Origin of the sequence: Paenibacillus vietnamensis (genome assembly GCF_020169515.1) — a bacterium.
Lineage (GTDB): Bacteria > Bacillota > Bacilli > Paenibacillales > Paenibacillaceae > Pristimantibacillus > Pristimantibacillus vietnamensis.
The window spans coordinates 218,112-232,544 of sequence record NZ_JAHMHW010000002.1 but is presented as its reverse complement, the minus strand read 5'-3'; the positions used below and the strand labels follow the sequence as shown (position 1 = coordinate 232,544).

The window sequence follows — 14,433 nt, the reverse complement described above, 5'->3', positions numbered from 1 at the left end:
CGGGAGAGTTGCACATGCCGCTTCGTTTTGTTATTGGGCGCTCGGGAACCGGGAAAACGACCTATTGCTTGAATGAAATAAGGGAGAAGCTGCGTTTGCAGCCGGATGGCCCGCCGCTCATCATGCTTGTGCCGGAGCAGGCGACCTTTCAGACGGAATACGCTCTGCTCCAAAGCAGCGGGCTGCAGGGTACGATCAGGGCGCAGGCGCTAAGCTTTCGAAGGCTGGCCTTCCGGGTCATGCAGGAGACGGGCGGTACGGCTCTCGTTCCGATTAACGACACGGGCAAGCACATGCTGCTGTACAAGCTCGTTCACCGGCTTGGCCGGGAGCTTGAGCTGTTTCAAAGCGGCGCGGACCAGCCCGGCTTCATAGACCGGCTAGCCGAGCTGATAACGGAATGGAAGCGCTATGGCATCGATGCGGAGCTGCTTAGCAGCAGGCTGAACGACGGACAAGGCGGCGCGGCGCGGTCCGCCCTGTTAAACCGGAAGCTGCATGACCTGCAGCTGATTTACAGCCATATGGAGAAAGAGCTTGCGGGAATGTATATCGATTCCGAGGATTATTTGGATTATTTGCGGAACGGCTTTGCCGCCGCTCCGTCTATGAAAGACGCCGTCATATGGATTGACGGCTTCTACGGCTTTACGCCGACGGAATACGAAGCGCTCGGAGCCTTGATCGCGGCGGGCGCCGACATCACCGTTACGCTTACGCTCGACCGCGCCTATATGCCGGGAGAGCTTCCGCATGAGCTGGAGTTGTTTCACCCGACGGCCGAGACCTGCTTGAAGCTGGCGGAGCTGGCTGCGGCTCACGAAGCCGACGTTTTGCCGCCCGTCATGCTAAACGATGCGCAGCCGCACAGGTTTAAAGGAAGCGCGATGTTAGCGCACCTGGAGAAGCACTTTGGCGGCCGTGTGCCGATGCTTATGCCGGATAACCAAGAACCAAGGCGCGGAGTTTCGCTGCATGCAGCCGCAAACCGCAGAGCGGAGGTAGAGGAGATTGCCAGGGATATCGTCCGCAGAGCGCGGACAGAGAAGCTGCGCTGGCGGGATATGGCTGTCATGGTCCGGAACGCGGAGGAGTATACCGATTATATTTCCCTCATTTTTGCAGATTACGAAATTCCTTTTTTTGTCGATCAGAAGGAAAAAGCTTTCCACCATCCGCTTGTGGAATTTATCCGTTCCGCACTGGAAACCGTTTTGTTCGGGTGGAGGTACGATGCGGTATTCCGCTGCGTCAAAACAGAGATGCTGTTCGGGACGGACGGCTACATTCCCCGCGAATGGTTCGACAGGCTAGAAAATTATGCGCTCGCAGCAGGCATTGACGGCTGGAAGTGGCTGGACGGCAAGAGCTGGCGCCCGCTTGTGTCCGTCTCTCTCGAGGACGATACCGACATCGAAACGGCCGTCCCGGAGAAAGCAAAGCAGGAGTTCGATACCGTGCTTGCGGCAAGAGAGGCGATTGTGCCTCCGCTTCGCCGTTTCGGAGAGGCGCTTAAAAAAGCGGCTGACGTTAAGGAGATGTGTCTGGCCTTATACCGGCTGCTAGACGAAGCTGCCTGCGCCGACCGGCTGGAAGCGTGGAGCGCGCAGGATCTGGAGGCGGGAAAAACCCGGCGTGCCAGAAGCCACCGGCAGCTTTGGGAAAGCGTGATGCTGCTGCTCGACCAGCTGGTCGAGCTCGCGGGAACTCAGCAGGTATCGCCTGAGCTGTTCAGCGGAATGGTTGAGGCCGGTCTGGACAGCCTGAAGCTTGCCGCCGTGCCGCCTGCGCTCGATCAAGTGCTGATCGGCAGCATGGACCGCACGCGCTCAGGCAAAGTGCAGGTCTGCTATGTTTTAGGCGCGAATGACGGGGTTATGCCGATGCGCGTGAAGGAAGACGGCATTTTGACCGAAGCGGAGCGGGAGCTGCTGGCCGAGTCGGGGCTTGCGATGGCACCCGGCGTCCGCAGGCGGCTGCTGGACGAGAGGTTCATGATATATAACGCTCTCACTACGCCTAGCCGTCACCTCTGGCTCAGCTGGGCGCTGGCGGACGAAGAAGGGAAAACGCTGCTCCCTTCCGAAATCGTCCGTCATCTCCGGCAGCTGTTTCCCGGCTTGACGGTCCAAAGCCTGCCGGCCGAGCCGTCGCCTGCATTGCCTGCAGAGCAACAAAGAAGCTTTGTCGCGCGGCCCGTCCGCACCTTATCTTACTTGATTGCCGCTATCCGCAATTGGAAGCAAGGGGCGGCCATGAGCCCGTTCTGGTGGGATATTTATAACTGGTATGCCGTCCGGCCGGAGTGGCAGGACAAGCTGCAGCTGCTAACCCGCTCGCTGACTTACGAGAACCAGGAATCTCGTCTGACGAAATTGACGGCGCGGCAATTATACGGCAGCAAGCTGCAGGTCAGCGTCTCCCGCATGGAACGTTTCGTGTCCTGTCCGTTCCAGCATTTTGCGATTCACGGGCTCAAGCTGCGCGAACGCAAGCTGTACCGTCTGGAAGCGCCGGATGTCGGGCAGCTCTTTCATGCGGCGTTAAGCAAGCTGGCCGGGCAGCTGGGAAAACAATGGGGGCAGCTCCCGGCCGCCGAGCTCAAATCCGCGGCATCCAAGGCGGTTGACGAGCTGGCGCCCAAGCTGCAATCGCAAATTTTGCTCAGCAGCAGCAGATTTCAATATATCGCCCGGAAGCTCAAGGAGATCGTCGGACAAGCCGCGTTAATGCTCGGAGAGCATGCCAGAAGGGCGGAATTTCAGCCCGTCGGAACGGAGCTGGATTTCGGCCCCGGCGGGACGCTGCCGGCGCTTCGGCTGCCCCTGCCCGGCGGCGGAGAAATTGAGATTATCGGCAGGATCGATCGGGTCGATGCCGCCGAATCGGAGCAGGGTCTGCTGCTTCGCATTTTGGACTACAAATCCAGCTCGACCCAGCTCAGACTGGATGAGGTGGCAAACGGGCTTTCTCTGCAAATGCTCACTTATTTGGACGTGCTGCTCACACATGCCGAGAAATGGCTCGGACAGCCCGCCTCGCCTGCAGGCGTCTTGTATTTTCATGTCCATAACCCTATTCTTGCGCTTCCGAATGCGGCGGATACGGCCGATATTAACGGCAAGCTGCTGAAGCGCTACAAGACGAAAGGACTTGTCACGGCTGATGCCTCGACGGTACGTCTTATGGACGGCGAGCTTGACAGCGGTTATTCCGAGCTTGTTCCCGTAGCCTTGAAGCGGGACGGCACCTTCTACAGCACCTCGTCGGTCGTGACAGGGGAGCAGTGGGATGTGCTGAGAAGCTCGATCAGAGGGACGATAAGCCGGATCGGCGGGGCGATCAAGGACGGGGAGGTTTCGATCGAACCATACCGCCTGGGAACTAAGACGCCGTGCCAATATTGCGGCTATAAGGCGGTTTGCCAATTCGACCCGCAGTTTGACGGAAATGAGTACAAAAAGCTGATGAAGCCTTCTAAGGATCAAGTTTGGCGGCAGCTCGAGGGGGATTAGGGAAGGATGCATACTGCTAAGGATTCGCCGAAGCCGGAGCACTCGACATGGACGGACGACCAATGGGACGCTATCGTGACCAGCGGCTCCAACATTCTCGTAGCGGCTGCGGCCGGCTCCGGCAAAACAGCCGTTCTGGTCGAGAGGATCATCCGGAAAATATCGGACAGTACCGACGTCGACCGGCTGCTCGTCGCCACCTTCACGAAAGCCGCGGCTGCCGAGATGAAGGACCGCATCCGGCTCGCGCTCGAGAAGGAGCTCGAGAAGCAGCCGGATTCCGAGCATTTGCGGCGTCAGCTCGCATTGATGAACCGCGCCTCGATCACGACGCTGCACTCGTTTTGCCTGGATGTCATCCGGCGGTTTTATCCGTTAATCGGGCTTGATCCGGGCTTTCGCATCGCAAACGAGACGGAAAGCGAGCTGCTGCGGCTGGACGTGCTGGACCAGCTGTTCGAACGGAAGTACGAAGGCGCCGGTGACGATGGGGCTTTCTTGCGTCTTGCCGACCGTTACGGCGGAGAGCGCGGTGACGAGCCGCTGTACCGGCTTGTCCTGCAGCTGTACGATTTCTCCCAAAGCCACCCTTGGCCGGAGCATTGGCTGAGTCAGACGGCGGATGCGTTCCATGTCGGAAGCGCACAGGAGCTTCGGGACAGCGAATGGGTATCCAGCCTGAAAGCGGATATTCTGCTTACCCTGGAAGGAGCGCGGTCGCTGCTCGAGCAGGCCCTTCGGCTGACCCGCGAGCCGGCGGGACCGGCTCCGTACGCTGCATCGTTCGACGAGGATCTGGAGCTTGTGAACGGTCTTCTCGAAACGGTCAGGACGACGGATTGGGAATATTGGTTCGGACCTTTTCAGACCGCGGCATTCGGTAAGCTGAAGGCGATGCGCGGCTCGGAGTATGACAAGGGATTGCAGGAGAAGGCAAAGGAGCTGAGAGATCAGGCCAAGAAGCTCGTTACGACGCTCGGGGACGAGTTGTTCGGCCGGCCGGCCGGGCAGTTCGTGGAGGAGCTGCAGGAGCTTGCTCCGCTTATGCGCGCGCTCGCCGATTTGACGGCAGAGTTTGCTCTTGGGTACGAAGAAGCGAAGCGGGCAAAGGGCTTGCTTGATTTCGGCGATCTGGAGCATTATTGCCTGCGCATTCTCCGCGACCCGGCATCCGCTCCGGACAACCTGATGCCATCGATTGCGGCGCTTGAATACCAGCGGCAGTTCGACGAAATTTTGCTGGACGAATATCAGGATACGAACATGGTTCAGGAAGCGATCGTGTCGCTGATCGAGCGACCGGGCCGCGGCAACCGGTTTATGGTAGGGGACGTCAAGCAAAGCATTTACCGATTCCGGCTAGCAGAGCCGAAGCTCTTTCTTCAGAAATATAAAGCCTATGGAGCCGGTCTGCAGGAATCTGCGGATGAAGGAGGGCCGCAAGGCTTGCGGATCGATTTGGCCCGTAACTTCCGCAGCCGGGCCGAGGTCGTCGACGGCGTCAATGCCGTCTTTCATTCGATCATGCGGGAAAGCGTAGCCGAGATGGAATACGACGAGCGGGCCGAGCTCGTCTGCGGAGCCTCGTATCCCCCTGCAAGTCCTGATGGCAGCTGTGTCGTCGAATTTGCAGTGCTGAACAAAGGGGCGGCGGATGCAGGCGGCGAAGATGAATCGGGCGAAGATCAGGCCGATGCCCCCGATGATCCGGATTACGCGCAGCAGACATCCGCGGCGGAAGCGGCGGCTGAACTGAAAACCGCTCAGCTCGAGGCGCGCTGGATCGCACAGCAGCTTCATTTGCTCAGGGAAAGGGATTTTCAAGTATACGACGGCAAACGCCGCGAGAAGCGGCCTCTGCAATGGAGGGACGTCGTCATCTTGCTGCGGGCTACGCAGCAGTGGGCTCCTGTAATCATTGAAGAGCTGCAAGCGGCCGGAATACCGGCTTATGCGGAACTAAACAGCGGATATTTTGACGCGATCGAAGTGGAAACAATGCTCTCGCTGCTGCGTGTCATCGACAATCCGTATCAGGATATTCCGCTTGCGGCGGCGCTTCGCTCTCCTATTTTCTCCATCAATGCCGAGGAGCTTTCCCGGATCCGGATTTTATCCGCAAATTCCTCGTATTACGATGCCGTGCTGCAAGCTGCGGGGGACCTGCTGCTGGAGGAAGAGACGCGGGGCAAGCTTTCCCGTTTCCTTGACAGCCTGGACAGGTGGCGGAGTGAGGCTAGGCAAGGCTCCCTCGCCGATTTGCTGTGGGAGATTTACAGGGAGACCGGCTATTACGATTTTGTCGGGGGGCTGCCCGGCGGCATGCAGCGTCAGGCGAATTTGAGGGCGCTGCACGACCGGGCTAGGCAATACGAGGCGACCTCCTTCCGGGGCCTGTTCCGGTTTTTGCGCTTTATCGAGCGGATGCGCGACAGCGGAGGCGATTTGGGCACGGCCAGGGCCTTAGGAGAGCAGGAGGATGTCGTCCGCATCATGTCGATCCATAAGAGCAAAGGGCTGGAGTTTCCGGTTGTGTTCGCTGCCGGCTTAGGCAAGCAATTTAACCAGCAGGACATCAGGAGCGCCTTCCTGAAGCACAAGGAGCTGGGCTTCGGCCCGCGGTTCGTTGACCTGAACTTGCGCGTCAGCTACCCGTCATTGCCGTATTTGGCGATCCGGAGAGCGATGCGCATGGAAATGCTTGCGGAGGAAATGCGCATTTTGTACGTGGCCCTTACCCGCCCCAAGGAAAAGATGTTTCTGGTTGGCACCGTTTCGGATGCGGTGGCGAAGCTTAACCGCTGGCTGTCTTCGATCGACGGGCAAGGCTCCTTGTCCGACTTTCATATCGCCTCTGCTCGCTCTTTCATCGATTGGCTCGGACCGCTTGCAGCCAGGCAGCTTGCCGGCAGCGGGGGCTTGCCTGAAGAGGAGTCTGCCGCCCACTCGAATTGGCAGGCAGGGATCGTCTCCGCAACCGCATTCGGCAGTGACGCTGCTGCTGCGATGGAGCATGCGGAGCAGCCGGATGACGAAATGGCGGAGAGGCTGCAGGCGGTAACGTCCTCGTCCGTGCTGGAGCAGGAGGAGCGGGACGAGGAGCTGAGAGAGAGGCTCGAGTGGGAGTATCCTCATAGGCACGCCGCCGCACTTGCCGCAAAAACGTCCGTGACGGAAATGAAACGGCTGCATGCAGAAATACCGGAGGATGCGGAGCCGCTATTCATGGGGCAATTTAACGGCGGGAGCGGAAAAGAAACGGACGATGATGACAGAGGGGGAGCGATCCAGCCGCCGGGCAGTTATTCGTTCAGGCTGCGCCGTCCCGCTTTCATGGAGGAAATTTCGCTGTCGGCAGCGGAGAAAGGCACCGTCAATCACTTGCTTATGCAGCATGTAGATTTGTCTGAAGCGCCTGACTGCGAGGTACTCCAGCACGCTTTGGCGGGCATGGTCGAGAGGCGGCTGCTGACGAGCAAACAGGCTCAAGCAATCGATATTCAGGCTGTGGCGCAGTTTTTCCGAAGCGAGCTGGGAACCCGACTGCTGCATGCCGATTGGGTCCGGCGCGAGGTGCCGTTCAGCTGCCTATTTCCGGCTGATCGCGTATATCCCGGGGCAGACGGCAGTCTGACGTCGGAGCCGATATTAATCCAGGGCGTAATCGACTGCCTGTTCGAAGACGACCGCGGCGTCGTGCTGCTCGATTACAAGACCGACCGGATTTACAAGGGGCAGTGGGCGGAAGCGGCGGAGCGCCACCGTTTCCAGCTGGAGCTGTACGCTGAGGCGATCGAATCGGTTATCGGGCGGAAAGTGAACGAGTGCCATGTCTTCTTCTTTGATGGCGGACAATCGGTACAAATGTAAATGATCAACGACAAGCATTGAGGAGGTAAAAGCATTGGAGCAGCAACAAACGGGCAAGCGCTCCGCTGCATTGCCCATCACGCTAATCCTGCTGGTATTCAGTCTGATTGGCAACGTTTTTCTTTATTCGCAAGCTTTGCAGCGCCAGCAGGACAGCAAATTCGAAACAGGAAAAACCATTTACGAAGACGCGATGACAGCCGGACAATTTTTCGAGGAGCTGTCCGTCCAGCTTGATACGCTCATTCAAAGCCGGGGGATGGAGGAGCGGCAGGCCGCGCTCGTCATGGCGGGGATGGCTATCCAAAAGAGAGGCTCCCTGCTAGAGCTTGCTGCCGCGGCCAAGCGGCTGGCGCCGGACGGGACCAAAATCGATGAAGAGGCATTCGCTTCGTTCGCAGGCAAAGTGGATGCGATTTTTCTGCAGCCGCCCGGAGCTTATGAAGGTCCGTTGAAGGATACGGACAGGGAGAAATTGAACGTTTTGAAGGAGTATGCGGACCGGATGGCGGAAGCGGTCGGCGGCTTGAATGCCAGTATCGCAGATAACCGGACGGCTTTGATCCGTCTGGCCGCCGGAGCCGACTGGCTGGATCGCGTCGCTAAGCTGCAGCAGCTAATTGGCGAATACAACGCTGCTTAGCCCACATTTTTGAAGCCTCAAGTAGCCAAATGCCTACCTGTGAATATGATGGATTGACAGGAGGCTGATTCCATGGAAAATCAAGTATCGGGTCAACAGGACATGAAAAAGTGGTGCGAGGATCATATGCACCGCTATGTTTTGGCGCAGACTCATGACGGGATGTGCTGCGACGGATTCATCGAATACATGGACGACGAAGTCGTATGCCTGGCCGTTCCGTGCGGAATGCACGAAAGCGACGCCAGGGCGTTCGTTCCGCCGTTCGGACCGTACGGTTATCCTCCGTTCGGATATCCGCTTTATCCGTATCCGTATTATCCGCGCAGGCGCTTCGTCCGCCAGGTGTTTCCGCTATATTCGCTGCTGGCCTTATCGCTGCTGCCTTTTTTTTGAGCGGACGCTCCATGAAATCCGGCGCGGCTGTGCATGCTCAGCCCGCCGGCAAATGCGCGGGTTGGACGCGGGCCGGATTTTTTTGTATGATAGATGCATAGAACGCATAAGGGGGTGAACCCTGTGGACTGCATTTTTTGCAAAATAACCGAAGGAACCATTCCGTCGAAGAAGGTATTCGAGAATGAGAGAATCGTAGCCTTTCACGATATCTCGCCAGCGGCTCCCGTACATATATTGATCATCCCGAAAAAACATATCCCGACGATGAACGACGTGACTGAAGAAGACGGCCCCCTTGTAGCGGAGCTGTTCGCCGCAGCCCGTCAAATCGCGAGGGAGCAAGGCATTGCCGAGTCCGGCTACCGTCTTGTGAACAATGTGAATCAGGACGGCGGACAAGTTGTGTATCACCTGCATGTGCATCTTTTAGGCGGCTCGAAGCTTTCTCCAATTTTGGGAGAGATCAAAAGTTGACACTGCCTTTTAGTTTGACATATAATGAAATTTGATAAACCGTGTATTAGCTCTGGACGGTCTGTTTCGGAGGGAGGGAAAACTGGTGTCTGAAACTAAAGTTCGCAAAAACGAAACTATCGATGCTGCGCTTCGCCGCTTTAAACGTTCCATCGCTAAAGATGGGGTTCTAGCTGAGGTGAAAAAACGCAAGCATTATGAAAAGCCAAGTGTAAAGCGCAAGAAAAAGTCTGAGGCTGCGCGTAAGAGAAAGTTTTAGGAGGATCCTTCCATAATGAACCTGAGCGAGAGATTGACCGACGATATGAAGCAAGCCATGAAGAATCAGGACAAGTTCAAGCTGACCGTCATTCGTATGATGCGAGCGTCGGTGAAGAACTTGGAAATCGATTTGAAGCGTCCTTTGGAGGACAGCGAAGTGCTTGACATATTGAGTCGCGAAATCAAACAACGTAAAGATTCCCTCCAAGAATTTAAAAAAGCCGGCCGTGATGATTTAGTTGCGGATCTTGTTGTAGAAATTGAAATTATTAGTCAATACCTTCCCCAGCAGCTGACTGAAGAAGAGATTCAAGAGATAGTATCGCAGACCATCCATGAACTCGGTGCTTCTTCCAAAGCCGATATGGGAAAAGTTATGAGTGCCCTTATGCCAAAAACGAAGGGTCGCGCTGACGGTAAACTAGTAAATCAGTTCGTACAGCAGCTTCTGAAGTAACTATACATTCGGACACACGAAACACCTCCTTCGGGAGGTGTTTTTTTTATTTGCGTTCGGACGGGCAGGGAAAATTTAGTTTCACCTTATGAAACTTTTTTAATTTTTTAACGTAAATGGGAACAATACTCGAAAAAGGAGGAGCCTACTTGCAGATGAACCGACGGCGAACCCGCAGGCCGTTAACGTTATTGCTGCTGTTTGGATTATTGATTGCGGCCGCCGCGGGGTTAATCGGGACCATTCCCGAAGGTGCGAATGCAGAATCGAAGGCCGGTCCGGCAGTGTACATTGTGCCTGTGAAGCAGTCAGTCGAGTCAGGGCTTCAGTCATTTCTGGAGCGGGCTTTCAAAGAAGCCGAGGAAGCGAAAGCCGAGCATATCGTTCTGGTCGTCAACACATTCGGAGGCCGGATCGACAGCGCGGAGCATATCGGGCATCTTGTCCGTTCCAGCAGCATACCGACTACCGCATTCGTAGAAGGGAAGGCCGTATCGGCAGGCACCTATATTGCGCTCAATGCCGATAAGATCGTGATGCAGCCCGGAAGTACGATCGGCGCGGCGGCAGTTGTAGACGGCGCGGGCACTTTAATCGACAATCCAAAAACAGTATCCTTTTGGGTGAAGGAAATGATGGAGGCTGCCGCGCTAAACGGCCGGGACGATCAAATTGCCGCCGCAATGGTCGATCCGAAAACGGAGCTTACGCTGAAGGACAAAATCGGCCGTGACAAAAAGGCGGGTGAGATATTGACCTTATCCGCTAGCGAAGCGGAGAAGCTGGGGTATTCGGATTTGACGGCCAATTCCGTCGACGAAGTGGTGAAGTGGCTTGGACTGGAGCAGCGGGAACAAGTGGTGATGAACCTTTCGCCCGCAGAAGCGGTTGCAAGATGGCTCGTCAATCCCGTCGTGGCAACGGTGTTAATGATTTTGGGCATTGCCGGCGTAGCCATCGAGCTTCTCGTCCCGGGTTTCGGAGCGCCTGGAATCGTAGGCATTTTATCGTTCGGCTTGTATTTCTTCGGTCATTATGTGGCCGGCTTCGCGGGTATGGAGTCTATCGTTCTGTTTATATTGGGATTGGCACTGCTCATTATTGAGGTGTTCGTTCCAAGCTTCGGCATACTTGGCATATTGGGAAGCATAGCCTTGATTGCCGGCATCGTAATTGCGGCACCGGATCCGATGACCGCCTTTATCTCGATCGTAATCGCTTTCACCGCTGCTGTGATCATTGTTGCCGTGATCGCCGCAAAGTACAAAAACCGCGGCATATGGAACAAGTTTATTTTGCGGGAGAAGCTGACGAAAGAAGAGGGTTACGTTCCGGCTGAAACGAAGGAATCTCTTCTCGGGCAAGAGGGGATAACGATTACGCCGCTGCGTCCGTCCGGAACGGTGATTATCGGGGACAGACGCATCGATGTCGTTACATCGGGCGAGTTCATCGATGTGAAGCGCAAGGTGAAAGTGGTGAAAGCGGAAGGCACGTGGGTAGTCGTAACCGAAGTAACGGAGCAATAAAAATGAAAACAACACTTGGAGGTAAGGCTGCATGGATCCTATTTTATACGTTTTAATTTTAGTCGTGATAGGCATTGTGGTATTGTCCGTGTTTTTAAGCTTTTTTCCGATTATGCTTTGGATATCCGCACTGGCATCCGGGGTCAGGGTCGGGATTATTACGCTGGTCGCGATGCGCCTGCGCCGCGTAGTGCCGAGCAGAATCGTCAATCCTCTGATCAAGGCGACCAAGGCCGGTCTTGGCCTCAGCATCAACCAGCTGGAAAGCCACTTCCTGGCCGGCGGTAACGTGGACCGGGTCGTCAACGCTCTCATAGCCGCCCAGCGCGCCAATATTCCGCTTATTTTCGAACGGGCGGCTGCAATTGACCTTGCAGGTCGCGACGTGCTGCAGGCGGTGCAGATGAGCGTTAATCCGAGGGTCATTGAAACGCCGATCGTCGCCGCGGTTGCCAAGGACGGTATCGAGGTGAAGGTAAAGGCACGTGTAACGGTGCGCGCCAACATCGACAGGCTGGTAGGCGGCGCAGGCGAGGAAACGATTATTGCGCGTGTCGGCGAAGGGATTGTGACGACGGTCGGCTCTTCGAACTCGCATAAGGATGTATTGGAAAACCCGGATATGATCTCGCGCACAGTGCTTGGCAAGGGGCTTGACGCCGGAACGGCATTCGAAATTCTTTCGATCGATATTGCGGATGTAGACGTAGGCAAAAACATCGGTGCCCATTTGCAAACCGAGCAAGCCGAGGCGGATAAGAAGATCGCCCAAGCAAAGGCCGAGGAACGCCGCGCGATGGCGGTCGCCCAAGAGCAGGAAAACAAAGCGAAGGTCGTCGAAATGGAAGCCCGTGTCGTCGAGTCTGAATCGCAGGTGCCGCTTGCTATGGCGGAAGCGCTTAAGAGCGGAAAAATCGGCGTCATGGACTATTTGAATTTGAAAAATATCGAGGCCGACACCCAGATGCGCAGCTCCATCGGCAAGACGGAAGGCCCGACCGACACGAAGGACGGCCGTTAAGCTAACGCCCGGACACGGTGCAGCGCATAACGCGCCTTGGAGGTGAAGGGCATGACAAGAATTCTTGAGTTTTTGTTAAACAATATTTTTATCGTGGTCATTATCGTTGGGTTTCTGGCGTCCTTGTTCAGAAAAGCGGGGGCGGCGAAAAAACAGCCCGGGCGGATGCCGGATTTCGGCGGCGGCGGCATTTTACGCAGGAAAACTGCTGATTCGGATGCAGGGACGAGGTCTGAAGAACCGCGTGCCGCCCAGACGGAGTACACGCCCGTTTACCGGAACCAGGACTCGCAGCCTGCGCGTACCTCGGAGTCAGGGACGATACGCCAGGAGAGCGGAAAGGAAGCGCCTCAAGCTTCGGGCATAACGGCGATGGAGCGTTCGCTTCAGCGAGCGGCTGCGCAAAAAGCAAAAGCGGTGTCTGCTGCCGCTTCCGGGCACGGGGGCAAAAGCCCTGCAGCCGAAAAAATCAGTTCGGACGACCTGCGCAAGGCCGTGATTTGGGCAGAGGTGCTTGGTCCGCCGCGCGCCAAAAGACCCTATAGAAAGTAAGAAAAAACGCCTTTGCAGCTTGCTGCGAGGGCGTTTCTTTGTTTTAGGGTTGAACGGGAACGGAAGGATGAACGAAGCGGGAAACAGTGCAGTTTCATCTCATATTTATCGGCCGGACCGCATATTTTGGTATAGTACATAATGCTCTGCCGAAGCTGCACAAACCTTAAAGGAGGCAAACTCATCCATGCGTCATATTAAACGTAAATTCCGTAAAATGACGGCTGAGCTGCTGGATATGCCGCATGACGTCGTGTATGACTTGCCGCGTCTGACGATGATCGGCGACCGGCAATTATATATTGAAAATCACCGGGGAGTCATTCACTTCTCTAACGAGCGGCTGCGACTATCCTTAAGCAACGGGGAGCTGGAGGTTAACGGCAGCGAGCTTGTCATACGCACGATTTGGACGGAGGAAGTGTTTGTGGAAGGCGTCATAACCAATATTCAGTTCATTCCCAAATAGAGAATACGGACCGATTGCATCTTAATAAAAGCCGGGAGGAGAAAGCGTATGGGCATAAACGGCACACAATGGTTGAGCGGGATCGTCACCGTTCATATTCGCGGGGGACAACCTGAGCAGCTTGTCAATCAGGCACTTGCAGGCGGGCTTGCTCTGTCTTCCATCCGTTGGACAAGCGAGGGCTTGCTCGAATTCGAGGTTACGGTGAATGATTTCTTTTCGCTTCGGCCGTATTTAAAGCAGACAGGCTGCAGAGCCCACGTGCACAAGAGGAAAGGTTTGCCGTTCTGGCTGGTCAAGGCAGAGCGGAGAAAGCTGTTTGCCGGCGGTATGGTTCTGTTTTTCGGTCTACTCTTTATGCTCTCGTCGCTGGTATGGAGCGTTGATGTTCAAGGAAACGTAAAGCTGTCCGAGGATCAGATCCGCGCAGTCGCAAAGCAGGAGGGCATCTACCCCCTTCAGTGGTCGTTCAGGCTGCCCGGCTCAGATGTATTGTCCAAGCGGCTGGTGCAGAAGCTGCCGGGCTCCTCATGGGTCGGTGTTGAGAAATCGGGCACGAAGGTCATTATCAAGGTTGTGGAGCAGACGATACCCGACCTGCCTTCCCCGCAAAATCCGCGGCACCTCATCGCTTCGGCAGACGCCGTAGTGACTGAAATTATTGCGGAAGCCGGCAGGCCGGTCGTAAAGAAAAACACAAAGGTTAAAAAAGGACAAACTTTAATTTCCGGAACGATCGGCGGGGAAGAGCACTCGAAGACGGTCGTGGCAAAGGGGAAAGTGCGGGGACTGGTGTGGTACGAATTCGAAATCGAATCCCCGCTGGTTCAGCAGGTTAAAGTATACACAGGCGAGAAAAAAACGAAGTGGTACGCCGTTATTGGTTCGAGAGCGCTAAAGGTAAGCGGATTCGGGGACGATCCGTTTGGACAATCCGAAACGATCCAGCACGAGGAGAAAGCCTCCTGGCGCAAATGGACGCTTCCGATCGGACGCTTAAAGGAAACGGTCATGGAAATGAGGCTGGAAAATCGAACGCTGACGGAAGCCGAGGCGAAGAATGTCGGCATATTGCAGGCGAAAGCGGATTTGCTCATAAAAGCAGGCTCGGATGCTGTCGTAAGGAACGAAATTGTTTTGCATGAAAAGGCTGAGAATGGTAAAGTTTATATGAAAGTTCTTTTTGAAGTCGATCAATCTATCGTAGCCGAAATGCCACTAATTCAGATGCAAGGAGATTGAG

General features: G+C 55.7%; 12 protein-coding genes. All 12 read left to right on the top strand.

Translation table 11 applies throughout. The features are described 5' to 3' along the window. Positions 1 to 14 precede the first annotated feature (14 nt). Entirely contained in the window at positions 15 to 3,515 is a 3,501-nt protein-coding gene (gene addB / locus KP806_RS06065) for a helicase-exonuclease AddAB subunit AddB (RefSeq protein WP_224722677.1), read from the top strand. 6 nt (positions 3,516 to 3,521) lie between these two features. Beyond that, positions 3,522 to 7,385, top strand: coding sequence for a helicase-exonuclease AddAB subunit AddA (gene addA / locus KP806_RS06060; RefSeq protein WP_224722676.1), 3,864 nt, complete (start codon positions 3,522 to 3,524; stop codon positions 7,383 to 7,385). 34 nt (positions 7,386 to 7,419) lie between these two features. Beyond that, positions 7,420 to 8,028: a hypothetical protein gene (locus tag KP806_RS06055; protein WP_224722675.1), complete on the top strand. Its 609-nt coding sequence runs from the start codon at positions 7,420 to 7,422 to the stop codon at positions 8,026 to 8,028. Between the two features lie 72 nt (positions 8,029 to 8,100). Continuing rightward, positions 8,101 to 8,424: a hypothetical protein gene (locus KP806_RS06050; RefSeq protein ID WP_224722674.1), complete on the top strand. Its 324-nt coding sequence runs from the start codon at positions 8,101 to 8,103 to the stop codon at positions 8,422 to 8,424. 123 nt (positions 8,425 to 8,547) lie between these two features. Further along, positions 8,548 to 8,901, top strand: coding sequence for a histidine triad nucleotide-binding protein (locus KP806_RS06045; protein ID WP_224722673.1), 354 nt, complete (start codon positions 8,548 to 8,550; stop codon positions 8,899 to 8,901). 85 nt (positions 8,902 to 8,986) lie between these two features. After that, a complete protein-coding gene (rpsU, locus tag KP806_RS06040) occupies positions 8,987 to 9,160 on the top strand; it encodes a 30S ribosomal protein S21 (protein ID WP_005547957.1) in 174 nt (57 codons plus the stop codon). Positions 9,161 to 9,175: 15 nt separating this feature from the next. Next, positions 9,176 to 9,619 carry a GatB/YqeY domain-containing protein gene (locus KP806_RS06035; protein WP_224722672.1) on the top strand — a complete coding sequence of 148 codons (444 nt, stop codon included), beginning with the start codon at positions 9,176 to 9,178 and terminating at the stop codon, positions 9,617 to 9,619. Between the two features lie 155 nt (positions 9,620 to 9,774). Continuing rightward, positions 9,775 to 11,148, top strand: coding sequence for an NfeD family protein (locus KP806_RS06030; protein WP_224722671.1), 1,374 nt, complete (start codon positions 9,775 to 9,777; stop codon positions 11,146 to 11,148). 31 nt (positions 11,149 to 11,179) lie between these two features. Then, entirely contained in the window at positions 11,180 to 12,169 is a 990-nt protein-coding gene (floA, locus tag KP806_RS06025; protein WP_224722670.1) for a flotillin-like protein FloA, read from the top strand. 51 nt (positions 12,170 to 12,220) lie between these two features. Further along, complete coding sequence (locus tag KP806_RS06020) at positions 12,221 to 12,721, top strand: hypothetical protein (protein ID WP_224722669.1); 501 nt, start codon at positions 12,221 to 12,223, stop codon at positions 12,719 to 12,721. Positions 12,722 to 12,908: 187 nt separating this feature from the next. Next, positions 12,909 to 13,190 (top strand): sporulation protein YqfC, encoded by a 282-nt coding sequence (yqfC, locus tag KP806_RS06015; RefSeq protein ID WP_224722668.1) that lies wholly within the window; start codon positions 12,909 to 12,911, stop codon positions 13,188 to 13,190. A gap of 48 nt (positions 13,191 to 13,238) precedes the next feature. Further along, positions 13,239 to 14,432, top strand: coding sequence for a sporulation protein YqfD (gene yqfD / locus KP806_RS06010; protein ID WP_224722667.1), 1,194 nt, complete (start codon positions 13,239 to 13,241; stop codon positions 14,430 to 14,432). Position 14,433: the final 1 nt, after the last annotated feature.

Bases quoted from the DNA above. Each gene is read 5' to 3' on its own strand.
- addB (WP_224722677.1), top strand. From the start codon at position 15: ATGCCGCTTCGTTTTGTTATTGGGCGCTCGGGAACCGGGAAAACGACC.
- addA (WP_224722676.1), top strand. From the start codon at position 3,522: ATGCATACTGCTAAGGATTCGCCGAAGCCGGAGCACTCGACATGGACG.
- KP806_RS06050 (WP_224722674.1), top strand. From the start codon at position 8,101: ATGGAAAATCAAGTATCGGGTCAACAGGACATGAAAAAGTGGTGCGAG.
- KP806_RS06035 (WP_224722672.1), top strand. From the start codon at position 9,176: ATGAACCTGAGCGAGAGATTGACCGACGATATGAAGCAAGCCATGAAG.
- KP806_RS06030 (WP_224722671.1), top strand. From the start codon at position 9,775: ATGAACCGACGGCGAACCCGCAGGCCGTTAACGTTATTGCTGCTGTTT.
- floA (WP_224722670.1), top strand. From the start codon at position 11,180: ATGGATCCTATTTTATACGTTTTAATTTTAGTCGTGATAGGCATTGTG.
- KP806_RS06020 (WP_224722669.1), top strand. From the start codon at position 12,221: ATGACAAGAATTCTTGAGTTTTTGTTAAACAATATTTTTATCGTGGTC.
- yqfC (WP_224722668.1), top strand. From the start codon at position 12,909: ATGCGTCATATTAAACGTAAATTCCGTAAAATGACGGCTGAGCTGCTG.
- yqfD (WP_224722667.1), top strand. From the start codon at position 13,239: ATGGGCATAAACGGCACACAATGGTTGAGCGGGATCGTCACCGTTCAT.